This is a genomic window from Amycolatopsis sp. NPDC049253, from assembly GCF_040678995.1.
In the GTDB taxonomy this organism is placed as follows: domain Bacteria; phylum Actinomycetota; class Actinomycetes; order Mycobacteriales; family Pseudonocardiaceae; genus Amycolatopsis.
In genome coordinates, this window is sequence record NZ_JBFAQX010000003.1 from 235,767 (window position 1) to 257,202 (window position 21,436).

At 71.7% G+C, this 21,436-nt stretch carries 22 protein-coding genes; 14 read left to right on the forward strand and 8 right to left on the reverse strand.

Features of this window, described 5'->3' with window-relative positions:
* Positions 1–3 precede the first annotated feature (3 nt).
* Together AB0K15_RS08655 and AB0K15_RS08660 are read right to left on the reverse strand one after the other, a co-directional pair.
* Positions 4–651 carry a hypothetical protein gene (locus AB0K15_RS08655; RefSeq protein WP_364047313.1) on the reverse strand — a complete coding sequence of 216 codons (648 nt, stop codon included), beginning with the start codon at positions 649–651 and terminating at the stop codon, positions 4–6.
* Positions 648–1,142 carry a pyridoxamine 5'-phosphate oxidase family protein gene (locus tag AB0K15_RS08660; protein ID WP_364047315.1) on the reverse strand — a complete coding sequence of 165 codons (495 nt, stop codon included), beginning with the start codon at positions 1,140–1,142 and terminating at the stop codon, positions 648–650. Before AB0K15_RS08660 ends, AB0K15_RS08655 begins: the two co-directional genes overlap by 4 nt.
* Before the next feature lie 95 nt (positions 1,143–1,237).
* Between AB0K15_RS08660 and AB0K15_RS08665 the strand changes: the two genes are divergently transcribed.
* Entirely contained in the window at positions 1,238–1,480 is a 243-nt protein-coding gene (locus AB0K15_RS08665; protein ID WP_364047317.1) for a DUF3039 domain-containing protein, read from the forward strand.
* Between the two features lie 381 nt (positions 1,481–1,861).
* On the forward strand, positions 1,862–2,701 hold the full coding sequence (locus tag AB0K15_RS08670; protein ID WP_364047319.1) for a hypothetical protein: 840 nt from the start codon (positions 1,862–1,864) through the stop codon (positions 2,699–2,701).
* 42 nt (positions 2,702–2,743) lie between these two features.
* On the opposite strand, the gene AB0K15_RS08675 is transcribed toward AB0K15_RS08670, so the two are convergent.
* Positions 2,744–3,895 (reverse strand): YihY/virulence factor BrkB family protein, encoded by a 1,152-nt coding sequence (locus AB0K15_RS08675; protein WP_364047321.1) that lies wholly within the window; start codon positions 3,893–3,895, stop codon positions 2,744–2,746.
* Positions 3,896–4,120: 225 nt separating this feature from the next.
* On the opposite strand from AB0K15_RS08675, the gene AB0K15_RS08680 reads away from it, so the two are divergent.
* From AB0K15_RS08680 to AB0K15_RS08700, 5 genes are all read left to right on the forward strand, one after another.
* Positions 4,121–5,869, forward strand: coding sequence for a DEAD/DEAH box helicase (locus AB0K15_RS08680; RefSeq protein WP_364047323.1), 1,749 nt, complete (start codon positions 4,121–4,123; stop codon positions 5,867–5,869).
* Between the two features lie 439 nt (positions 5,870–6,308).
* Positions 6,309–7,448, forward strand: a complete 1,140-nt coding sequence (locus AB0K15_RS08685) for a substrate-binding domain-containing protein (protein WP_364047325.1) — start codon at positions 6,309–6,311, stop codon at positions 7,446–7,448.
* 96 nt (positions 7,449–7,544) lie between these two features.
* Positions 7,545–8,318: an ATP-binding cassette domain-containing protein gene (locus tag AB0K15_RS08690; protein WP_360596877.1), complete on the forward strand. Its 774-nt coding sequence runs from the start codon at positions 7,545–7,547 to the stop codon at positions 8,316–8,318.
* 20 nt (positions 8,319–8,338) lie between these two features.
* Positions 8,339–9,769 (forward strand): ABC transporter permease, encoded by a 1,431-nt coding sequence (locus AB0K15_RS08695; protein WP_364047327.1) that lies wholly within the window; start codon positions 8,339–8,341, stop codon positions 9,767–9,769.
* A 56-nt stretch (positions 9,770–9,825) separates the two neighbouring features.
* Complete coding sequence (locus AB0K15_RS08700; RefSeq protein ID WP_364047967.1) at positions 9,826–10,962, forward strand: ROK family transcriptional regulator; 1,137 nt, start codon at positions 9,826–9,828, stop codon at positions 10,960–10,962.
* Positions 10,963–11,279: 317 nt separating this feature from the next.
* On the opposite strand, the gene AB0K15_RS08705 is transcribed toward AB0K15_RS08700, so the two are convergent.
* Complete coding sequence (locus AB0K15_RS08705; RefSeq protein WP_204090267.1) at positions 11,280–11,459, reverse strand: hypothetical protein; 180 nt, start codon at positions 11,457–11,459, stop codon at positions 11,280–11,282.
* Positions 11,460–11,799: 340 nt separating this feature from the next.
* Here AB0K15_RS08705 and AB0K15_RS08710 point away from each other — a divergent pair, with 340 nt between their 5' ends.
* From AB0K15_RS08710 to AB0K15_RS08720, 3 genes are read left to right on the forward strand one after another with little or no spacing between them, the layout of a single operon-like run.
* Positions 11,800–12,609, forward strand: coding sequence for an EamA family transporter (locus tag AB0K15_RS08710; RefSeq protein WP_364047330.1), 810 nt, complete (start codon positions 11,800–11,802; stop codon positions 12,607–12,609).
* A gap of 20 nt (positions 12,610–12,629) precedes the next feature.
* Positions 12,630–13,991, forward strand: coding sequence for a glutamine synthetase family protein (locus tag AB0K15_RS08715; RefSeq protein ID WP_364047332.1), 1,362 nt, complete (start codon positions 12,630–12,632; stop codon positions 13,989–13,991).
* Between the two features lie 4 nt (positions 13,992–13,995).
* Entirely contained in the window at positions 13,996–14,748 is a 753-nt protein-coding gene (locus tag AB0K15_RS08720) for a hypothetical protein (protein ID WP_364047334.1), read from the forward strand.
* Here AB0K15_RS08720 and AB0K15_RS08725 read toward each other — a convergent pair.
* From AB0K15_RS08725 to AB0K15_RS08735, 3 genes are read right to left on the reverse strand one after another with little or no spacing between them, the layout of a single operon-like run.
* Complete coding sequence (locus tag AB0K15_RS08725) at positions 14,745–16,202, reverse strand: amino acid permease (protein ID WP_364047336.1); 1,458 nt, start codon at positions 16,200–16,202, stop codon at positions 14,745–14,747. The genes AB0K15_RS08720 and AB0K15_RS08725 overlap by 4 nt on opposite strands.
* 56 nt (positions 16,203–16,258) lie before the next feature.
* Positions 16,259–16,909, reverse strand: a complete 651-nt coding sequence (locus AB0K15_RS08730; protein WP_364047338.1) for a response regulator transcription factor — start codon at positions 16,907–16,909, stop codon at positions 16,259–16,261.
* Positions 16,906–18,120 carry a histidine kinase gene (locus tag AB0K15_RS08735; RefSeq protein ID WP_364047340.1) on the reverse strand — a complete coding sequence of 405 codons (1,215 nt, stop codon included), beginning with the start codon at positions 18,118–18,120 and terminating at the stop codon, positions 16,906–16,908. The genes AB0K15_RS08730 and AB0K15_RS08735 overlap by 4 nt, the downstream gene beginning before the upstream one ends.
* A gap of 109 nt (positions 18,121–18,229) precedes the next feature.
* Here AB0K15_RS08735 and AB0K15_RS08740 point away from each other — a divergent pair, with 109 nt between their 5' ends.
* From AB0K15_RS08740 to AB0K15_RS08755, 4 genes are read left to right on the forward strand one after another with little or no spacing between them, the layout of a single operon-like run.
* Positions 18,230–18,823: a hypothetical protein gene (locus AB0K15_RS08740; RefSeq protein ID WP_364047342.1), complete on the forward strand. Its 594-nt coding sequence runs from the start codon at positions 18,230–18,232 to the stop codon at positions 18,821–18,823.
* Positions 18,820–19,029 (forward strand): hypothetical protein, encoded by a 210-nt coding sequence (locus AB0K15_RS08745; RefSeq protein WP_364047344.1) that lies wholly within the window; start codon positions 18,820–18,822, stop codon positions 19,027–19,029. Before AB0K15_RS08740 ends, AB0K15_RS08745 begins: the two co-directional genes overlap by 4 nt.
* A 19-nt stretch (positions 19,030–19,048) precedes the next feature.
* Positions 19,049–19,447: a hypothetical protein gene (locus AB0K15_RS08750; RefSeq protein ID WP_364047346.1), complete on the forward strand. Its 399-nt coding sequence runs from the start codon at positions 19,049–19,051 to the stop codon at positions 19,445–19,447.
* Positions 19,448–19,493: 46 nt separating this feature from the next.
* Positions 19,494–20,474: an aminoglycoside phosphotransferase family protein gene (locus AB0K15_RS08755; RefSeq protein WP_364047348.1), complete on the forward strand. Its 981-nt coding sequence runs from the start codon at positions 19,494–19,496 to the stop codon at positions 20,472–20,474.
* Here the strand turns inward: AB0K15_RS08755 and AB0K15_RS08760 are convergent.
* On the reverse strand, positions 20,466–21,404 hold the full coding sequence (locus tag AB0K15_RS08760; protein WP_364047350.1) for a DUF3592 domain-containing protein: 939 nt from the start codon (positions 21,402–21,404) through the stop codon (positions 20,466–20,468). The two genes, AB0K15_RS08755 and AB0K15_RS08760, sit on opposite strands and share 9 nt — an antisense overlap.
* Positions 21,405–21,436: the final 32 nt, after the last annotated feature.

Here is a 21,436-nt window from a genome sequence, read left to right on the forward strand (position 1 = left end):
ACATCATCGGTGATCGCCGGCGTGCTCCCGCCAGCGGGTCAGCTCGGCCGCCAGGTTGCGGCGCGCGGGCGTCTCCCAGCGTGCCCGCGCGGTTTCGCTGCGGTACAGCAGGGGCCGGGCCAGCAGGTTCGCGAGCACCGCGGCGCGCCCGGCGGCCCAGGCCCGGTCGTCGTACTTCGCGTACTCGCGGCGGACGGCGGCGGCGTACCCGGCGTAAGCCGCGGGGGCCGCGCCGAGGATCGCGAGGTCGGCGTCGAGCAGTGCGGTGGCCGCTCCGTCGGCTTCCGGTGCTTCATGGGCCGCGGTGGCGAGCACGAGGGCCTCGGCGCGCGCGACGTGCTGCGCGCCGGCGCCTGCCAGGGTGAGCCAGTGGCGCAGCCAGGCGGCGCTGGCGCGCTCGTCCTCGCCCGGCACGGCGTCGTAGACCACGTCGTGCGCCCACGCGGCCAGCGCGACCGCGGCGCACTCGTCCGGGCCGAGGCCGGCTTCGGCGGCGAGCTGGGCACCGTCGCGCGCGACGGCCGTGGCGTGGGCGAGGTCGTGGTAGTGCCGGTGCGGTTCGCCGTAGCGCGCTTCGAGGTCGCGCCAGGCTTCGCGGGCCACCTCCTCGTCGCCGCCCACGTGCGCGACCGCGGCGCCCCAGGCCGTCACCGGGAGAACTCCCAGCGCGTCGGGGAAGTCGTGAAGTCCTTTTCCCGCAAGGCGAACACCGCCTCGGGCCGCACCCGCACGGACGCGTTCACGGCCGGGTCGAGGAAGTCGATCCCGTACGTCGTCTCGTACTTGGCGTTCATCGCGTCGAGGAATCCGCGGATCTCGTCCGCGTCGGCGACGAGCTCGGCCGCGCCGCTGAGCACCACGGGCTCTTCGGGGTCCTCCGTCGCGACGGACACCGCCGAGCCGGCTGCGACGTTGCGCGCCTTCACCGAGCGCAGCGACGAGGAGAACCACAGCAGCTCGCCGGTCCACACGCCCCACACGGGCATGAGGTGGGGCAGGCCCGCGGGGGTGACGGTGGCGAGCCAGTAGTCGTGGGAGGTGCGCAGCCGCTCGTCGGCCCAGCGCCACGGCAGCAGCCCGGCCGAAGCGGGTGCGATGCCGTAGCCCGGCATGTGCGGCCTGGTCGCGGTCGGTCCGTCCATGACGTGGCTCCCGCCGTCCGGTGCCCGTGGGTGCACTGACGATAGTCCCGCGGCCGGTGATTCCGGCACCCGCGCGACTGAGGCATGATGGACGCGTGAGCACCGAGACGCTGACGAAGCCGGAGACCGACAGCACCGAGTCGACCGACGACGACTCCCCGAAGATGTTCCACTACGTGCGCAAGAACAAGATCGCCGAGAGCGCGGTCATGGGCACGCACGTGGTGGCGCTCTGCGGCGAGGTCTTCCCGGTCACGAAGTCGCCCAAGCCGGGCTCCCCGGTCTGCCCGGCCTGCAAGGAGATCTACGACGGCCTCCGCCCGGGCGGGGACGCCTAGACCCGCCGAGCAGACCCCGACGACCCGCGTCCCGGGCGTGGCCGCTCAGGCACGCCCGGGCGAACACACCGCCGGCTCGGGGCCGGTCGTCGTCGTGCGCTTGACCGGCGGATCGGCTTGCCCGGGCGAACCTTCCGGCCCGACCCGAGCCGTCGGGCGAGGCTCTGGCGAGGGTGCGCCGGTCCACGAACCGCCGGCGTCCGACGCAGCCGGTCGCTTGCGCCCTCTCTGCTCAAACCGCTGACCCGCGCCCGGGCGTGGCCGCTCAGGCACGCCCGGGCGAAAAAACGTGAAAATCATTCACCCAGTGGCTGTGGAGCCGGGGAAGAACTGGTAGATCTGCGATCCCGCCAGTTCCTTCCCGCAGCAGGAGACCTCCACATGCGCAGAACCGGGATCGTCCTCGCCCTCGTCGTGGTGCTTGCGGCCGCCGTGCCGGGGCTCGCCCAGGCCGTCACCGGGTGGACCGCCGTCGGGTCCGACCGCGCTCGCCCGCTCGACGAGAGCCAGGGCCTCGCCACGGTCGTCCGCCCGTCGGGCACCACCATCCACTACACCGGCGTCGCCACGGTCGACGTCGGGCTGGCCGTGCAGGGCTGGAACCACGTCGGCGACCCGGGCTCGGCGCAGGGCTGGTACGTGGAGCCCTACCAGCGCGACGACCGCGGCGCGAAGCTCTTCCGCGTGCAGACACCCGACGGCACGCAGACCGACTACAAACACGCGCTGGAGCCGTGGGAGGCGAGCAACAACTCCTTCGCCGCCGTCTCACCCGACGCGCGCTGGCTGGTGGCCGGCGAGTGGGGCACGATGGACCGCCTCCTCGTGCACCCGATGCCCGGCGTGGCGTTCACCGACCCGGCGCAGAACCTGCCCTACGCCTCCGCGATCCGCCTGGACCACCAGGTCCGCGACGTGCAGGGCTGCGACTTCGTCACGGCCACGCGCCTGATGTGCGCCTCCGACGACCCCGACGGCAGCCTCTTCGGCGCCATTAAGCCGCTCCTGCAGGTCGACCTCGACGGGCCGCTATCGGGCTCCGACGTGACCGGCCACGTGACGTCGCTGGGCCGGCTGCCGCTGCAGAGCGGGTGCGGTGGCACCTTCGAGGTCGAGGGCATCGACTTCGACGAGCGCGACGACACCCTGCGCGTGATCGTGATGTCGCCGAGCGTCTGCATCGCCGTGGACAGCAAGACCTGGCGGTTCCGGCAGCAGTGACCCCGGTCCGTGAAGGGCACCGCTACGGAACGGCGCTGCCCTTCACGGCAGCTTGCGCACGGCGTCGGCATCGGCGTCGGCGTCGTGACCGGACCGGTCGGGCCGTTCGCCTGCCGCGTCCTCGTCCGGAACCGCTTCCGCAGGCGGCTCTTCGGGTTCGGCGTCGGCGGCGCGTTTGGGGCGCCGCAAAGGGATCGTGGTGCGGTCCCAGAGCTTGCGCCCTTCCTCGGCCCGCATGCGCTCGTTGGCCCGCTCCATCTCGAGCCGGCGCCACTTGCGGCGCTGGCGCCGGGACGCCTTGGCGGGCCACAGTTCCTGGATCGCGCTGTTGAAGTACGCGCCGCCGACCACGGCCAGTCCGATGAAGAACATCAGCAGCAGGAACGCGATCGGCGCGGCGAGCGCGCCGTAGGTGTAGCCGGTCTTGGTGATCCAGTTGAGGTAGATGCGCAGCCCGATGCTGGAGACGAGGAACACGAGCATCGCGAGCACGGCGCCGGGCAGCCCGCGGTGCCAGGGCAGCCGCCGCGGCAGCGCCAGCTTGTACAACGTGGTCAGCGCCAGCACGATCATCACGCCCAGCACGGGGTAGTAGAGCGTGCCGACCCACGCCGACACCGTGTCGCGCCAGGCGACGGGGAAGAACTCCGGCAGCAGGTCCGGCCCGATCGCCAGCAGCGGCAGCCCGACGACGAGGATCACGAGCCCGCACAGGTACAGCAGCAGCGCGAAGATCCGTTGCCACACCTCGTTGCGCACGCCGTACTGGTCGTGGGCCACGGTGATGGCGTCGACGAACGACGACATCGCCGACGAGCCCGCCCACAGCGAGATGACGAAGCCCACCGACACGATCTCGCCCTTGCCGACCGTGAGGATGCTGTTCACCGTCGGCTCGATGATCTCCTGCACCGCGTTGGTGCTGAAGATGGTGCGGGAGAACGTGATGATGCGGTCGTGCACGGCCGTGACGACCCCCTGGCCGAACCACTCGCCGATGAAGCCGAGGCTGCCCAGCAGCCCGAGCAGCAGGGGCGGTAGCGAGAGCGTCTGCCAGAACGCCGCTTCGGCCGCCTCGGAGAAGATGTTGCCGTCCCAGGCCTTGGCGAAGGTGCGCGTGATGAGGCGCCACGGCCCTTTGCGTGCCGTCTTCGTCGCCGTCGCCGCGTCGGCGTCCGGTCTCACCTCACCCATGGTGGGTCCCAGCATGGTCCATTCGCGGGAATTTGGCTCGTCGCGGGTCCCCTCTCCGAGCGTGTCGGGGGACATCACCCGTGGCGGTGCCGGGCGCCGCGGCGCCCGGAAGGTAAGCTGCCCGAAGTGCCCTCACCGCAGTCGCCGGCGTCGAAGCCGGTACCACAGTGGGGGTTTTCGCACGTCACGGCCGCGGTTCGCGGCCCGGGGAGGGGGTGAGCGAGGTTGTCCGAGACGACGACGCAGGGGGTCCTCGGGGCACCACCCGCCGAGCGGGACTCCACCGCGCGACCGCTGCGCGCGTGGCAGCGCCGAGCGCTCACGAAGTACCTCTCGAGCAAGCCGAAGGACTTCCTCGCGGTCGCGACGCCCGGCGCCGGCAAGACCGTGTTCGGTCTCCGCATCGCCGCCGAGCTGCTGTCGGACCGCACCATCGAGGCGGTCACGATCGTCACGCCGACCGAGCACCTCAAGCACCAGTGGGCGGCCTCGGCGTCGGCGGCCGGGATCCCGATCGACTCGAACTTTCGCAACACGACGGGTGTCACGTCGTCGGACTACCTCGGCGTCGCCGTCACCTACGCGCAGGTCGCCGCGCACCCGACGCTGCACCGCGTGCGCACCGAGAACCGCAAGACGCTGGTCATCCTCGACGAGGTCCACCACGGCGGCGACGCGAAGTCGTGGGGCGACGCGGTGCGCGAGGCGTTCACGCCCGCCCGCCGGCGGCTGGCGCTGACCGGGACCCCGTTCCGCAGCGACGACTCGGCCATCCCGTTCGTCACCTACGAGCCCGACGCGGGCGGCTTCCAGCGCAGCAAGGCCGATCATTCCTACGGCTACGCCGACGCGCTGGCCGACGGCGTGGTCCGGCCGGTCGTGTTCCTGGCCTACTCCGGCGAGGCGTCGTGGCGGACCAGCGCGGGCGAGGAGTTCACCGCGCGGCTGGGCGAGCCGCTCACGGCCGAGCAGAACGCCCGCGCGTGGCGCACCGCGCTGGACCCGGCGGGCGAGTGGATCCCCGCGGTGCTGCAGGCGGCCGACACGCGGCTGTCGCAGGTCCGCCAGGGCGTGCCGGACGCGGGCGGTCTGGTGATCGCGACGGACCAGGAGTCGGCGCGCGCGTACGCGAAGATCCTGGAGCGCATCTCGGGGGAGATGCCGACGCTGGTGTTGTCGGACGACCCGAAGGCGTCGGGCCGGATCAAGGAGTTCTCGGAGACCAACGAGCGCTGGATAGTGGCCGTCCGCATGGTCTCCGAAGGCGTCGACGTGCCGCGCCTGGCGGTCGGCGTGTACGCCACCAGCGCGTCGACCCCGCTGTTCTTCGCCCAGGCCATCGGCCGCTACGTGCGGGCCCGCAAGAAGGGCGAGACGGCGAGCGTCTTCCTGCCCAGCGTGCCCGTGCTGCTGGAGCTGGCCAGCGAGCTGGAGGCGCAGCGCGACCACGTGCTCGGCAAGCCCCACCGCGAGAAGGACGGCTGGGAAGACGAACTGCTCGCCCAGGCCAACCGCACGGAGGACGAACCGGGCGAAGAGGAGAAGGCGTTCACCTCGCTCGGCGCGTCGGCTGAGCTCGATCAGGTGATTTACGACGGTAACTCGTTCGGGACCGCCGTCTTCTCCGGCTCCGACGAGGAGCAGGAGTACCTCGGCCTGCCCGGGCTGCTCGAGCCGGACCAGGTCCGCGCCCTGCTGCGCAAGCGGCAGGAGGAGCAGCTCTCCGACGAGAAGCGCCGCAAGCCGGAGGCCGAGAAGGCCGCTCCGGCGCCCGCGCGGCCCCAGTCGGTGAGCGAGCGCCTCGGCTCGCTGCGCAAGGAGCTCAACGCGCTGGTCGGCGTCTACCACCACCGCACGAAAAAGGCCCACGGCGCGATCCACAACGAGCTACGCAGGGTGTGCGGCGGCCCGCCGACCGCCATGGCGACCGTGGAGCAGCTCGAAGAGCGGATCGTCACGCTCCGTTCCTGGTGACGCTTGCTCCGTTCGAGGCCCCCGGGCGATCGTCCGGGGACGCGGAACGGGACGGATCCGCGGGCCGGCCCGGCCGGTGCCCGAATTCTGCCTGCCTGACCGTGGCGCGTGGATCGGCGCCGCGTAACGGGATTTGCGCACCGAACGTGTCCGGGGGGCTCCGTCGGGGCGGCAGGAGGCGTTCGGCTCACGAAGAGTCAGCGAAGTCGATCTCGTCACGCTCGGTGCGCACTGGCGATCACTCCGTCAGTGGATTTACCCTTTCCGGGCTGTGGTCGGGCCGTGTTGCGAAACCGTGTCCAATTGGTGTCATTTAATCGATCCAGCTATCTTCCGCGAAGCTGCTCAGCGGCATATGTTGTCGGCCACAACATATGCGCGTCGGTGCGCCGGGTCTTCCGGATCACCGCCCCGCGAGCATGATCCGGAAGGAACGAGGATGCGCAGCAGAACCCTTACCCTCCTTGCCGCCACGGTGAGCGCCGGCCTGGTGCTGACCGCGTGCGGTGCCAACTCGAACTCCGGGGGCACGGGGGACAGCTCCGCCTCCGGCTCGGCCTCCGCCCCCGCCGGCGGCGGCGCGAACGGCAAGGTCGGCGTGATCCTGCCCGAGACCGCCACCTCCGCCCGGTGGGAGGCGTTCGACAAGCCGATGCTCCAGGCCGCTCTCCAGGCCCAGGGCTTCAGCGCCGACATCCAGAACGCCCAGGGTGACAACCAGAAGTTCTCGACCCTCGCCGACGGCTTCATCAGCCAGGGCGTGAAGGTCCTGGTCATCGCCCCGTCCGACCCGGCCGTCGGTGCCGCGATCGAGGCCAAGGCGAAGACCGCGGGCATCCCGGTCATCGACTACGACCGCCCGAGCCTCGGCGGTTCGGCCGACTACTACGTCTCGTTCGACAACGAGAAGGTCGGCGAGCTGCAGGCGCAGGGCATGGCCGACGCGCTGAAGGACAAGAAGGGTGCCGCGGTCGTCCAGCTCGAGGGCGCCCCGACCGACAACAACGCGACCCTGTTCGGCGACGGTCACGACAAGGTCCTCAAGCCGCTGTACCAGTCGGGCGCGCTGACGCTGGTCCAGAAGCAGCCGATCAACGACTGGGACCCGCAGGTCGGTGGCACGACCTTCGAGCAGATCATGACCCGTGTCGGCAACAAGGTCGACGGTGTCGTCGCGGCGAACGACGAGCTCGCCGGCGCGGTCATCACCGTGCTGAAGAAGAACGGCCTCAACGGCAAGGTCCCGGTCACGGGCCAGGACGCCACCGCGGCCGGCCTGCAGGCCATCCTGCGTGGCGACCAGCTCCTGACGATCTTCAAGCCGATCAAGCAGGAAGCCGACAACACCGCGAAGCTGGCCGCCGCGCTGGCCAAGGGTGACAAGGCCGCTGCCGACGCGATCGCCACCGGCACCCTGCACGACCCGAAGAACAACCGCGACATCAAGTCGGTCCTGCTCGCGCCGACCCTGATCACGGTGAACGACGTCAAGACGGTCATCCAGCAGGGCTACGTCAAGGCGTCCGACGTCTGCACCGGTGACGTCGCCGCCAAGTGCACCCAGTACGGCATCAGCTGATCCGTTCCGCGTAGCACCAACCCAGCAGCCGGGCCGGGACGCGTACCCCGGCTACGCGTCCCGGCCCGGTACCCACGCGAGAGATATGCGAATCCCATGAGCGAGCCCATTCTCGACATCAAAGGCCTGAACAAGAGCTTCGGCCCGGTCCACGTCCTCCACGACGTGGACTTCGCCGTGCGGGCGGGTGAAGTGACCGCGCTCGTCGGCGACAACGGCGCCGGCAAGTCGACGATGGTCAAGTGCATCGCCGGCATCCACCCGTACGACACGGGAACCGTGCGGTTCAACGGCCAGGAAGTCCACATCCACAGCCCGAAGGACGCTGCCGAGCTCGGCATCGAGGTCGTCTACCAGGACCTCGCGCTGGCCGACAACCTCGACATCGTCCAGAACATGTTCCTCGGCCGCGAGCGCGGCAACAGCTGGCTGCTCGACGAGGCGAGCATGGAGAAGGCCGCGCGGGAAACGCTGGCCTCGCTGTCGGTGCGCACCGTGAAGTCGGTGCGCACGCCCGTCTCCGCGCTCTCCGGTGGACAGCGCCAGACCGTGGCCATCGCGAAGTCCGTGCTGTGGAACAGCAAGGTCGTGATCCTCGACGAGCCGACCGCCGCCCTCGGTGTGGCGCAGACCCGTCAGGTCCTCGACCTGGTCCGGCGCCTCGCCGAGCAGGGTCTCGGTGTCGTGCTGATCAGTCACAACATGGCCGACGTGTTCGAGGTCGCCGACCGCATCGACGTGCTGTACCTGGGCCGTCTGGTCGCTGAGGTCCAGACCAAGGACGTGACGACCAACCAGGTGGTCGAGCTGATCACCTCCGGCCGGTCGGGTGACCTCGGCCTGGCCCGCCCCGAACACGTCGTGCTGTGAGCAACGAGAAAGAACCGGTTATGACTGAGACCCCTGCCAAGTCCGCCAAGCCGGACTCGGCGAACGCGATCGCCGACTTCGGCATCGACACCACGTCGATGTCGACGGGCGAGGCGATCAAGGACTACTTCGCGCGGATGAAGGACGGCCAGCTCGGCTCGGTCCCCGCCGTGCTGGGCGTGATCGTCCTCGCGATCCTCTTCAGCTCCCTCTCCAGCGACTTCTTCACCCTGCGCAACATCGCGAACCTGCTCTCGCAGGGCGCGGGCCAGACGATCATCGCGATGGGCATCGTCTTCGTGCTGCTGCTCGGCGAGATCGACCTGTCGGCCGGTACCGCCTCCGGTGTGGCCGCCTCGCTGATGGCGTTGCACTACGTACGCAACGGCAACCTGCTCGGCTCGATGGGCACGGGCGTGTTCGTCACGTTCATCGCCGTGCTCGCGATCGCCGTGATCCTGGCCTTGCTGCAGCGGATCTGGGCCGGGGCCGCGGTCTCGCTCATCGGCATCGTGGTGATCCTGATCGGAGCCCCGCAGAACGCGTGGCTCGAGATGATCATCGCGATCACCACCGGTACCGCCATCGGCTGCATCACCGGTTTCCTCGTGTCGAAGATCGGCATGCCGTCGTTCGTCGTGACGCTGGCGCTGTTCATCGTGTGGCAGGGCGTGATCCTGCAGTTCATCGGTGAGGGCGGCACGCTGCCGATCAGCACCGACGACACGCTCAACGCGGTGGCCAACGGCAACCTGTCGGTGCTCGGCAGCTGGATCCTGTTCATCGTCGCCGTGGGCGGGTACGCGATCATCGCGCTCGGCCAGCACTTCTCGCGGCTCAAACGCGGCCTCGTGGTGCAGCCGACGCCCATCGTGCTGTTCAAGGTCGGCCTGGTCGCGGTGATCTCGGCGGTCGCCACGTACCTGCTGACGGTGAACCGCTCGTCCAACGCGTCCGTGGTCATCGACGGCGTCCCGTACGTCGTCCCGATCGTGCTGGTGCTGCTGTTCGCCGGCACCTACGTGCTCAACCGCACGAAGTACGGCCGGCACCTCTACGCCGTCGGTGGCAACCAGGAAGCGGCCCGCCGCGCCGGTATCAACGTGGCGAAGCTGCGCACCAGCGTGTTCGTGATCAGCTCGTCGTTCGCGGCGATCGGCGCGATCGTGTACTCGTCGAAGATCGGCTCGGTCAACCCGCAGTCCGGTGGCCTGAACACGCTGCTGTTCGCGGTGGGCGCGGCGGTCATCGGTGGTACGTCGCTGTTCGGCGGCAAGGGCCGGATCATCGACGCGGTCATCGGTGGTGCCGTGCTGGCGATCGTGAACAACGGCCTGGGCCTGCTCCAGCAGTCCGCGGCCGTCGTGAACATCGTCACCGGTCTCGTCCTGCTGCTCGCGGCCACCGTCGACGCGCTGTCGCGGCGCCGAGCGGCTGCGTCGGCACGCTGACGCCCGATGTCACGGTCAAGCCGGTGACGAGCTCGTCCGTCGCACGACCCGACGAGGTGCGCCGGCACAACCGCACGACCCTGCTCCGCCTGCTGCACGTCGGCGGGCCGAGCACCCGGGCGACCCTGGCCGCGGAGCTGGGCCTCAACCGGAGCACGATCAAGACCCTCGTCGACGGGCTCGCGGAAGCGGGCGTCGTCGAGGAGAAGGTGCCGAGGCCGGGACGAGGGGCGGGCCGCCCCTCGCTCCTGGTCCTGCCCCAGCCGCACGCGGCGGTCGTGCTCGCGGTCGACTTGCAGGTCGAGCACGTGGCGATCGCGCTCGTGGGGCTGGGCGGCCAGATCCTCGGCCGCAACAGCTGGAACCTGCGCGGCCGGATGCGCGAGGCCGACGAGGTGATCACGCACGTGATCGAGTCGACCGCCGTGCTGGCCGGCGACCTCGGGGTCACGCCCGTGGCCGTCGGGGTGTCGGTGCCCGGGGTCGTGCGGCGTGCCGACGGCCACGTGCACGAGGCGCCGAACCTGCGCTGGACCGACGTCGCCCTCGGCGAGCGCCTGTCCAGCGTGCTGCGCATCCCCGTGCTGGTCGGCAACGACGCCGAGCTCGGCGCCGTCGCCGAGCACCTGCGCGGCGCGGCCCGCGGGTCGTCCGACGCCGTGTTCGTGTCCGCCGACGTCGGTGTCGGTGGCGGCGTCATCGCCCAGGGCTCGTCGCTGCGGGGCGGCGCGGGCTACGTCGGGGAGATCGGCCACATGGTCGTCCGCCCGGGCGGACGACCCTGCTACTGCGGCAGCAGCGGCTGCTGGGAGACCGAGATCGGCGAGGCTGCCCTGTGCCGGGCCCTGGGCCTGCCGGAGGACACCGCACGGGGCGCGATCCTGTTCGAGCTGCGGGAGCTGGCCCGCGACCCCGAGGCGGCCCTCTCGCGGCTCGCCGAGTTCGCCGAGTGGCTCACAATCGGCCTCGTCAACGTGGTCAACCTGCTGGGCCCGCAGCTCGTCGTGCTGGGCGACCTGCTCACGGTGCTGCCGGAGTCGGTGATCGGCTCCGTGGGCGCCGAGGTCCGCAGGCGCAGCCTGGTGAGCCGGGCGGTCGGCGGCACACGGATCGTGAGCTCGGCGCTGGGCGCCGACGTGAAGCTGCTGGGCGCCGCCGAGGTGGCGTTCGAGGTCGTCCTCGACACGGTCTAGGCAGTTCCGTGAAGGGCACCCCGGCGGCCGCCGACTCGCCCGAGGTGCCCTTCACGGACTCCCCGGCGATTACCCGCGGTGAATTCCGGGGTGTGGCGTTTGCCACGGAACTACCCGGTATTCGGTTTCGGTCCGGTTTCGGACCGGACAGGAATTGTCAATTCAGCACCCGGTGCAAAACGTGAAGTTGCAAGTGGCGAAGTCGCCGGGTCTCGGTTTCACCGCTAAAGGGTCTCGATACGCCGAAGGCGGCAGGTGCATCGGGCACCTGCCGCCTTCGGGCCGAGAACTTGGCCTCGGCGTGGTCTTCGAGACCCCTACTTCTGGATCTCCGCGGCCAGTTCCTTGAGCTTGGCCTCGTGCTCACGGGCGTGGTGCCCGCAGAAGAGCAGCTCACCTCCGGAGCTGAGGACGGCGCGTACCTGAGCCGCAGCCCCGCACCGGTCGCATCGGTCGGCGGCGGTCAATTCGGGGCGGGTGAGCGTGGGTGATGTCATGGGGGTCTCCCTCCGTCCCGGTACTGGTTGCCCAGTACCTCGATCCAGCTACGCCCACTTCGGAAGTGATGCCCTCGGCGGGATCGCCTCCGGCTCCGCGGTGTTCGTGCTTCCACTGTTCCAGACGTTTCGCGGCCCGCAAGTGTTCCCGCGCCGGTGGGACCTGTGTCACGCCGATTTACCCCAGTTGTCGTAGTCCCGTCCCGCTCCTTAGGACAAGGGTGCCTGTGCGTAGCCGTTTTTCGAGGTCAGGCACCATGCGCGAGTGGGTTCTGTGCTATCCGGAAAACGTGCGCCGGCCATTCCGGCCCCGGTCTTGTTCGTTCTCAGCGGAATTTCGATGTATGCCGGTGCGGCCATCGCGGTCGGGCTTTTCGGGCACGCCTCCCCCTCGGGGGTGGCCTGGCTGCGCTGCCTGGGCGCCGCCGTGGTGCTGCTCGCCTGGCGCCGGCCCGCCCGCGCCGCCTGGCGGGGACGGCGGTTCGTGCTCGCCGCCGCGTTCGGCGTGGTCACCGCGGTCATGAACGTGGCCTTCTACGAGGCCATCGCCCGCCTCCCGCTCGGCACGGTCGTGGCGCTGGAGTTCGCCGGGCCCGTGGTCGTGGCGGCCGTGGGGTCGCGGACGCGCCGCGACCTCGGCGCGCTGGCGCTGGCGGCCGTCGGTGTCGTCGCGATCGCCGACGTGCGGCTGGAGGGCAGCGCGCTGGGCGTGGTGTTCGCCCTGGCCGCGGCGGCCGCGTGGGCCGGGTACATCGTGCTCGGCAAGCGCGTCGCGGTGGCCGGCGACGGCGTGGACAGCCTCGCGGTGGGCTTCGCCGTGGCCACCGTCGTGCTCTCGCCGCTGGCGCTCGGCACGGGTGCGGTGTGGTCTTCGCCACGTATGCTGCTGCTCGGCATCGGCGTGGGCGTGCTGTCGACGGTGGTGCCCTACGTGCTCGACCAGTTCGTGCTGCGGCGCGTGGGCCGGGCCGGCTTCGCGGTGCTGCTGGCGCTGCTCCCCGTCACGGCCGGCGTCACGGGGTACGCGCTGCTCGCGCAGGTACCGAGCCTGCCGGAGGCGCTGGGCACGCTCGCGGTCGTCGCCGGGGTCGCGCTGCGCCGCAGGGACGAGCCGGCGGTCGACGATCCCTCGCCGGAGCCGCGATACTGAGCCGAACCCCGGAGGTGGCGATGACCAAGGCGGCGTCGGCGGTTGCAAAGGACCTGGCCTTGTCCGGGGTGCGCGGGGTCCACCTCTCCTGGGCCGACAACAACGGCATCCCGCGCTCGCGCATCGTGCCCATCCACGGCCTCGCGGGCGCCGCCGCCCGCGGCGTGGGCGCGACCTCGCTGTTCCCCGTGTTCGACAGCCACGACGCCATCACCTACGGCCACGCGGGCCTGGCGACGCCGTCCGGCGACATCCGGCTCGTGCCGGTGCTGGAACGCCTGCGGCGCCTCGCCGGCCAGCCCGCGCTCGCCTGGGCGCCCGCGCGACAGGTCGCCGCCGACGGTTCGCCCTGGCCCTACTGCCAGCGTTCGGTACTGGAGCGCCAGGTCGAGGAGGCCGGCCGCCGGGGGCTGGAGTTCCGCGCCGGTTACGAGCTCGAGTTCGCCGTGGCGCCCGCCGGCAGCACCGACGTCGCCGCGGCTCCCGGGCACCCCGGTCCCGCCTACAGCCCGCACGCGCTCGTCGGTCTCGACGGGTTCGTCGCCGCCCTGCTGCACGACTTCGCCGCCAACGGCCTGGAGATCGGCCAGCTGCACGCCGAGTACGGCCTGGCCCAGCTGGAGCTGTCGCTGGCGGCCACCGACCCCGTGTCGGCCGCGGACGACCAGCTCCTCGCCCGCCAGACCATCCACGCCGCCGCGCACGCCCACGGCCTCGCCGTGAGCTTCGCGCCGCTGGTCAGCCTCGCGGCGGCCGGCAACGGCTGGCACCTGCACACCTCGGTGCGGCGCCGCGGCCGCAACCTGCTCGCCGGCGAGGGCCGGCCCGGCGAGCTCGCCGGCGAGGGTGCCGCCTACCTCGGCGGCCTGCTGCGCGATCTGCCCGCACTGACGGCCGTCACGGCGCCGAGCGTGCCCTCCACGCTCCGGCTGCGTCCGGGCTACTTCGCCGGCGCGTACGCGTTCTGGGGCGTGGAGAACCGCGAAGCGCCCCTGCGGTACGTGCCGGACTCGGCGCTGCTCGGCCCCGACCACGCGAACGTCGAGCTCAAGACCTCCGACGCGTCGGCCAACCCGTACCTCGCGCTGGCGGTGGTGCTGGCCGCCGGGATGTCCGGCATCGAGGACGGCGCCCCGCTGCCCGAACCGATCGCCGAGGACCCGGGTGGCTGGACGGCGGGCGAACGCGAGACCCGCGGCGTCCTGCCGCTGCCCGCGAACCCCGCCGACCAGGCCGCGGCGCTGCTCGCGTCGCCCCGCGTCTCGGGCGCCCTCGGCGACGAGCTGCTGGGTGCCTTCCGCGCGGTCCGCGCGTCCGACGCGGCGTGGGCCGCGGACCGCACGCCGGAGGAGATCGTCGCGGCCCACGCTTGGCGGTACTGACCGCGTGGCCGGGCTCTCCGCCGTGCACTGGCTGCCCGGCGCCGCGCGGCTCATCGCCGAAGCGCGCGCCGAGCTGCCGCAGAAGGACGGGCTCTCGGCCGCCTTCGCGGCACTGGCCGTATTGCGGGCGGCCGGCTGCGAAGTCGCGGACCAGGACGAGGTCGCCGCGGCGGCCGGCACCGTGCGCGCGCCGGGCGAGCCGCCGGCCGGGGCGAAGAACCGTGACGACTTCCGGCTGCCCGTGCCGTGCGACGCCGCGACGGCGGGTACCGAGCCGGAAGCGCTGGCCGCCGCCGTGGAAGCGTTGTCGGGCAAGCGGTTGCGGGTCGTCCCGGCGGCGGGGGAGTGGTCCCCGCGGGCGCTGGTCGACCTGCTGGTTGCGCTGTGGGACCTGCCGCGCGTGGCGGTGCTCGCGCGGCTCGACCCGGCCGAGCTGGGCTCGCCCGACACCCCGGAACGCGCGCTGCTCGACTACCTCCACACCGGCGTCCCTCCCCTGTGGACGAACCGGTGGCGCCCGCCCGGCCACCACCACCTTCTGGTGGCCGGCGTGCGGATCGGCGCGGAGGGCACGCTGCTGTCCGTTGTGGACACCTACGCCGTGCTGGGGGACAACGGGATCCACGACCAGCCGGTGGAGTGGATGTCGGCCGCACTGGCCGCTTCGGGAGTACTGCTGCTCGTCGCGGACGCGGCCCACGCCGGCGAGCTCGCCGAAGCGGTCGCCGGCGCGGGCCTGCGGCCCGGGTTCGCCTAGGTGGTCGACTCGGTCCGGTTGCCCGGTGCGAGGCGGGAGTGCTTGCGGCCGTAGAAGAAGTAGATCAGCAGCCCCAGCACGAGCCACGCGGCGAAGCGGATCCAGGTGAGCACGTCGAGGTTCAGCATGAGGTAGAAGCACGCCACGGCGGCGATGATCGGGACCACGGGGGAGAACGGCACGCGGAACGGCCGCTTCAGGTCCGGGCGGCGCTGGCGCAGCACCGGCACGGCCAGCGCCACGATGATCATCGCCGAGAGGGCGCCGATGCTGACCATGTCGGACAGCGCGGAGATCGGCACGAACGCGGCGAGCGCGGCGATGAGAACGGCGCCCAGGATGGTCATGCGGTGCGGGGTGCCCCAGCGGGGGTGGGTCGTGCCGATGGCCTTGGGCAGCAGGCCGTCGCGGCCCATCGCGAAGCCGATGCGGCCGATGGTCACCAGCTCGACCATCATCACCGACGTCAGGCCGGTCACCGCGCCGAGTGAGATCAGCGCGCCGACCCAGTGCTGGCCGACGCTGTCGAACGCGGCCGCGAGTGGGGCGCCGGTGTCGATGTCGGTGAACGGGATCATCCCCGTGAGCACGATCGAGACGGCGATGTAGAGCACGGCGCACACGGCCAGCGCGCCGAGGATGCCCACGCGCAGATCCTTGCGCGGGTTGACGGTCTCCTCGCCGAGGTTGGCCAGCGCCTCGAAACCGGTGTAGGCGAAGAACACCACGGCCGCGGCGGTCACGACACCCGCGATGCCGTACACGGACTGGTCGAGGCCGAGCGCGGCCTGCACCACCGGCTGCTCCAGCGCGCCCGAGCCACCCGAGGGCGGCTGCGCCGGCGGGATGAACGGCGTGAGGTTGGCGCCCTTGATGAAGAACACGCCCACCGCGATGATGAGCACGCACACCGCGACCTTCACGCACACCAGCAGGTTGGTGAGCCACGCGGATTCCTTGATGCCCAGCACGGCCACCACCGTCAGCACGGCGATGATGATCACCGCGCCGATGTTGACCTTCGCGTCCTCACCGAACCACGCGGACGGCAACCCGAGCAGGTTCGCCAGGTACCCGGACCACCCGCGTGACACGACGGCGGCGCCGAGCGCGAACTCCAGCAGCAGATCCCAGCCGATGATCCACGCGAAGACTTCGCCGAGCGTGGCGAACGCGTAGGTGTAGGCGCTGCCGGCTGTCGGCACGCTGGAGGCCAGCTCGGCGTAACAGAGCGCCGCGAGCCCGGCCACGACCGCGCCGATCACGAACGACAGCGTGACCGCCGGCCCGGCGTGGGTCTTGGCCTCGACGCCGGCGAGCGTGAAGATACCGGTCCCGATGATGATTCCGACGCCGAACCCCACGAGGTCGCGTCCCCTGAGCCGCCGCTTCAGCTCGCCCGAGTCCTGGCGCTTCAGGACCTCGTCCACGTCCAACGTTCTCCGCACACCCATGGAAGAACGTTAGAAGCTCACGGGCCGGCCTGCAGATCGGCAGCTCGGCGCGGACTTCAGTCCAGCGCGAGCCCGGCTTCCTGCGCGAGGATCGCGGCCTGCACCCGCGAGCGGAGGTCGAGTTTCGTGAGCACGCGCGACACGTGCGTCTTCACCGTCGTCTCGCCGATGTGCAGGCGGCTGCCGATCTCGGCGTTGGACAGGCCGGCGCCGAGGCAGCCCAGCACCTCGCGTTCGCGGTCGGTCAGGTCGTCGAGCCCCGCGGGCGCGGTGACGGGTTTCCCGGCCGACTGCGCGAACGCCGTGATGAGCTTGCGCGTCACCTGCGGCGCCAGCACACCTTCGCCCGCGGCGACGAGCTTCACGGCCTCGACCAGCCGAGGCGCTTCGACGGACTTGAGCAGGAAGCCCGCGGCACCGGCGCGCAGGGCGGCGTGCACGTACTCGTCGAGGTCGAACGTGGTGAGCACGAGGACCTGCGCCAGCCCTTCGGCGACGAGCTCGCGCGTGGCGGTGATGCCGTCGGTGCCGGGCATGCGCACGTCCATCAGCACGACGTCGGGCCGCAGCGCCCGCGCCTGCCGGACCGCGGCGGCGCCGTCGGCGGCCTCGCCGACCACCTCGATGCCCTCGGCATTGCCGAGGATCAGCACGAGGCCCGCCCGGATCGCCCCGTGGTCGTCGGCCACCAGCACCTTGACCGTCACGCGTGTCCCTCCACCAGTGGCAGCTCGGCGCGGACCACCCAGTCCGAGCCCGACGGGCCCGCGCTCAGCGTCCCGCCCACGGCACTCGCGCGTTCGCGCATGCTCAGCAGCCCGTGGCCCGTGCCCCCGGTACGCGCGGCCGTCGAACGCAGCTCGTTGCCGATCTCGACGGTGAGTATGCCGCCGTCGCAGCGCAGGTCCACCACGACCCGCCCACCCGGCGCGTGCTTCACCGCGTTGGTCAGCGCTTCCTGCGCGATCCGGTACGCGGTGAGGTCGACCGCGGCGGGCAGGCCAGCGGACGAGTCCACTGTGGATTCGACGACGACCTCCATCCCCGTGGCGCGCGCGGATTCCACCAGCCGCGACAGCTCGGCGAGCCGGGCGGGAGCGGTGGTCTCGTACTCGTCGTCGTCGCTCTCCGACGCGGCGCGCAGCAGGCCGATCATCGTGCGCATCTCGTCGAGCGCGCTCACGCTGTTCTCCCGCACGGCTTCCAGCACCGCGCGGGACATCTTCGGGTCCTCGGCCATCGACAGCGCCGCCTCCGACTGGATCGCGATGGCCGAGAGGTGCCCCGCGATCACGTCGTGCAGGTCGCGCGCCATCCGCGCCCGCTCGGCGGCCACGGCGGCGCGCCGGTCGAGCTCGGCGATCTTCGCCAGCTGCTCGGCGTTGGCGCGCTCGGTCGACGCGATGTCGCGCTGCTGGCGCACGTTCGCCGCCCACCACACCGGTACCAGCAGGAACGGCAGGATCCCGAGCGCGCCGATCACGGCCAACCGCCACTGCGCGGACACGGCCAGCGCGGCGACGAGCACGCCCAGCGCGGCCGTGGCCGCGACGCCGATCATCACCCGGCTCATGCGCCGTGAGCCGTACAGCGTCGCCGCGTAGAGGAAGTCGGTGTACACGGCCACGACCGGCAGCGACGGGCTCAGCACCAGGTCGGCCGCGAGCACACCCGTGGCCAGCAGCAGGCCGCCTGGCACCCAGCGGCGCAGGAACGACAGGCCGCACAGCACCGCGAGCTCCAGGAGCCGCACCCACAGCCCGAAGTGGTCGGGGCCGGGGACCAGGCGGTAGACGTCGGTGAGGTACAGCGCGAGGCCCACGACGAAGACGAACAGGGCGATGAGGCCGTCCTGCTGCCACGGGGGCAGTTCCCGGGGCTTGAACAGGGCCGGCGCGCGGATTCCTCGCAGCGGCACGACCCCATGGAAGCACAGGGCGTACCGGTGGTCGTCCTCCTAAGTGATGACCCCTCGATCGTGCCCTTCACCGATTCGTCCCGTTGTTCTTCGCGGGACAGTGGGGATCATGAACGCTGTCGGGAACTACCTCGTCGACAACCCGACGACCCTGTTCATCGTCGGGGGTGAAGTGGCCTTCTGGGTCGTCCTCGTGGGCGGCCTGGTGGCGCGCTACCCGCTGAAGCTGAAGAAGTTCAGCACCGTCCTGCTGGCCGCCGTGCCCGTGATCGACCTGGTGGTGCTGGTCGCCACCGTCGTCGACCTCGCGCGCGGCACGACCCCGAACCTCTCGCACGGCCTCGCCGCCGTGTACCTGGGCTTCAGCATCGTGTTCGGCCCGAGCATGGTCCGCTGGGCCGACGTGCGCTTCGCCCATCGCTTCGCCGGCGGCCCGCCGCCCGCGCCGAAGCTGCGGGGCAAGGCGAAGATCCGCCACGAGTGGCGTGAGTGGTACAAGTGCGTGCTGGCCTGTGTGATCGCCGCCGGGCTGCTGCTGGCCGCGATCTTCCTCATCGGCCGCCCGGGCCAGGTCGCGCCGCTGTGGGACTGGCTGCCGCGCCTCGGCGGTCTCGTGGGCATCTGGCTCTTCGCCGGCCCGCTGTGGACCGAGCTGTTCGGCAAGAAGGACGAGCCGGCGCGGCAGGAGAAGGTGACCTCGTGATCGAGCTCCTCGGCCTCCTGCTCGTGATCCAGGGGGCCGGCGGGCTCATCAACCGGCTCGCCGGCCACACGAACCCCAGCTGGTTCGTGCAGCTGCACCTGCTGCCCCCGCAGCTGCACATCGCGGCCAGTGCCGTGATGCTCGCGGTGGGCGCCGCCGTGCTGTTCGCGGGCCAGGCCCGAAAACGCCGGCGCGATCACCTGTGACGCGGATTACACTGGATGCGTGGCCGACGCGACCGGCAGCGTGGCCGGGCCTCTCGTCCTCTTCGCCGTGGTCAGCATCGCCCCCTCGGCGCTCTTCTGGTGCGCGCTGCGCGTGCCCGCCGTCTACCGCTGGCTGCGCGACCGCCGCCGCGAGCAGCCGCGGCCGGCGGGGCCGCCCGTCGAACGCCTCTCCGCGGACCTGCGGCGGGTGCACCGCGTGCTCGCGTCCTACCCGCCCGGCACACCGGCCGCCCGGCGCATCGGTACCCGCCAGGCCTACGACGAGCTGCTGCAGACGGCCTGCCGCGCGGTCGGCGTCGAGCACCGGCTCGAATCGCTGCCCGAGGGCATCGACCGCGATCTCGAGCGGCTGCGCATCGAGGAGTCGCTGAGGCGCGAGGGCCTGGCGGTGCCCTGAGCGGCTGGTGATCGGCGCCGCCACCCGGGCTGCCAGGATGAGCCCCATGGACTTCCGCCCCCTCGACCGCCCGATCGGGGCGTTCCAGCAGCAGCTCGGGCCCGAGCAGATCGAAGCGGTGTGCGAGCGCGTGTTCGGGCCCGCCACCGTGGTCCGGTCCGCGACCGAGCTGGGCTGGGGCGGCTACAACACGACCTATCGCGTCGAGCTCGCCGACGGGCCGGTGATCCTCCGCGTGGCCCCCGAGCCCGCGCGCCAGGCGCGGACCGAGTGGCAGTTCATGCGCAACGAGTACATCGCGGCGCCCTACTTCGCGCCCATCGCGCACCTGCTGCCGCGCACGATCGCGGCCGACTTCACCCATGAGGTGCTCCCGCGCGACTACGTGGTGCAGGCCGTGCTCACCGGCCGCGCCGGGCCCGACGTCCTGCCGGGCCACCCGCCGGCCGAGCGCGGGCCGTTCTTCCGCGAGCTGGGCCGCCTGACGCGCCTGGTGCACGACGTGCGCGGGCCCGGCTTCGGTCCGGTCGCGGGGCCGCACTTCGCCACGTGGAGCGAAGCGCTGGTCGCCTTCTTCGCCGACATCGCGCTCGACCTGGAAGACCGCGGCCTCGACGCCGCCGACGCGCGGGAGATCGGCAAGCTCGCCGCCCGCGACTCGGCGCTGATCGACGAGGTCACCGAACCGCGCCTGCTGCACGGTGACCTGTGGACGGTGAACGTGATGCTCGCCGACGACCTCCGCGTCACCGGCGTCTACGACCACGACCGCAGCTGGTGGGGCGACCCGGCGGCCGACTGGCCGATCCGCATGGCGCTGGCCAAGCCCGGCACGGAGCGCGACGAGTTCTGGGAGGCCTACGGCCCGCTCGACACCTCGCCCGAGGCCCGGCGGCGCATGCTCTACTACCGCGCCCGGCACCTCGGCGCGCTGCGGCTGGAGCGTCACCGCCTCGACCAGGCGGAGAAGCTCGCGGACTCCTACGACGAGGTGAGCGCCGTCCTCGCGGAGCTGGGCTCAGACTGACGGGTCGGAGCCGCGCAACGCGGCCCACCAGAACCCGAACGCGGCGACGAGCACGGTGACCACGAGCCAGCCGCTGAAGCCGCTGCCGTCGACGAAGGCCCAGAACGCGCCGACGATCGGGGCGACGGCCAGCACCGGCAGGTCGGCGCGGAACTGGCGGGCCGGCGACACCGGGCGCGCCGCTGCGAGCGAGCGTTCTTCGTCCGGCTCAGCGGGGTTGTCGGTGCGGCGGCCGCGCGGCTCGGTGGCCCGCACGGAGCCGGCCGGATACAGCAGTTCGTCGCCCACCTCGACGGCGACGAGCCGGTCGCGGCGCACGTCGCCGCGGACCACGACCTTCGCCGGCGCGGGCAGGCCGATCAGGGTGGGGGAGAAGTAGACCGGGATCCAGCGGGGCGATGCCGTCTCGGTTTCGAGCCAGGACCGCGTGAGCAGACCGCGTTGCACCTTCACCCGCCGCACCGGGATCGGTGACGTCGACGCCGCGGCCCGCGCGGGCCGGACGAAGCGCGTGAAGAACAGGAAGAGGTCGACGGCCAGCACCGCGGCGGCCGCGACCACGGTCACCGTGGCGTAGGTCGTCGCGCGGTCGGCGGTCACGATCGGGGTGGCGTCGCGGATCAGCGCGCGGGAGGGCTGCGCGGGGTCGTACAGCACGGGCACGCTCGTGCCGGTCTTCGGCGCCGAGCTGTCGAGCTGCACGTCGGCCGTCGCTTCGGACCCGCCGGCCACCGGGAAGCGCACGGTCGCCGAGCCTTCACCGCCGCGCACCACGGTGCCCGTGGCCTGTGCCGTGATGCCCCGGACCTCGGCCTGCGCGTGGGAGAACTCCAGCAGCTGCAGCACGAACACCGCCGCGCACACGAGCAGCACCACGGCACTCGTCACGAAGATGTGGCGCACCGGCCGCAGCCGCAGGAAACTCCGCATGCGTTCCACCTTAGGTGTCTACAAAGGAAAGA

What these genes read in the sequence shown, in the direction of transcription:
- AB0K15_RS08740 (WP_364047342.1), top strand. Translation starts at nt 18,230, where the DNA reads ATGAACGCTGTCGGGAACTACCTCGTCGACAACCCGACGACCCTGTTC.
- AB0K15_RS08670 (WP_364047319.1), top strand. Translation starts at nt 1,862, where the DNA reads ATGCGCAGAACCGGGATCGTCCTCGCCCTCGTCGTGGTGCTTGCGGCC.
- AB0K15_RS08695 (WP_364047327.1), top strand. Translation starts at nt 8,339, where the DNA reads ATGACTGAGACCCCTGCCAAGTCCGCCAAGCCGGACTCGGCGAACGCG.
- AB0K15_RS08675 (WP_364047321.1), bottom strand. Translation starts at nt 3,895, where the DNA reads ATGGGTGAGGTGAGACCGGACGCCGACGCGGCGACGGCGACGAAGACG.
- AB0K15_RS08715 (WP_364047332.1), top strand. Translation starts at nt 12,630, where the DNA reads ATGACCAAGGCGGCGTCGGCGGTTGCAAAGGACCTGGCCTTGTCCGGG.
- AB0K15_RS08685 (WP_364047325.1), top strand. Translation starts at nt 6,309, where the DNA reads ATGCGCAGCAGAACCCTTACCCTCCTTGCCGCCACGGTGAGCGCCGGC.
- AB0K15_RS08725 (WP_364047336.1), bottom strand. Translation starts at nt 16,202, where the DNA reads ATGGGTGTGCGGAGAACGTTGGACGTGGACGAGGTCCTGAAGCGCCAG.
- AB0K15_RS08690 (WP_360596877.1), top strand. Translation starts at nt 7,545, where the DNA reads ATGAGCGAGCCCATTCTCGACATCAAAGGCCTGAACAAGAGCTTCGGC.
- AB0K15_RS08660 (WP_364047315.1), bottom strand. Translation starts at nt 1,142, where the DNA reads ATGGACGGACCGACCGCGACCAGGCCGCACATGCCGGGCTACGGCATC.
- AB0K15_RS08755 (WP_364047348.1), top strand. Translation starts at nt 19,494, where the DNA reads ATGGACTTCCGCCCCCTCGACCGCCCGATCGGGGCGTTCCAGCAGCAG.
- AB0K15_RS08760 (WP_364047350.1), bottom strand. Translation starts at nt 21,404, where the DNA reads ATGCGGAGTTTCCTGCGGCTGCGGCCGGTGCGCCACATCTTCGTGACG.
- AB0K15_RS08705 (WP_204090267.1), bottom strand. Translation starts at nt 11,459, where the DNA reads ATGACATCACCCACGCTCACCCGCCCCGAATTGACCGCCGCCGACCGA.
- AB0K15_RS08710 (WP_364047330.1), top strand. Translation starts at nt 11,800, where the DNA reads ATGTATGCCGGTGCGGCCATCGCGGTCGGGCTTTTCGGGCACGCCTCC.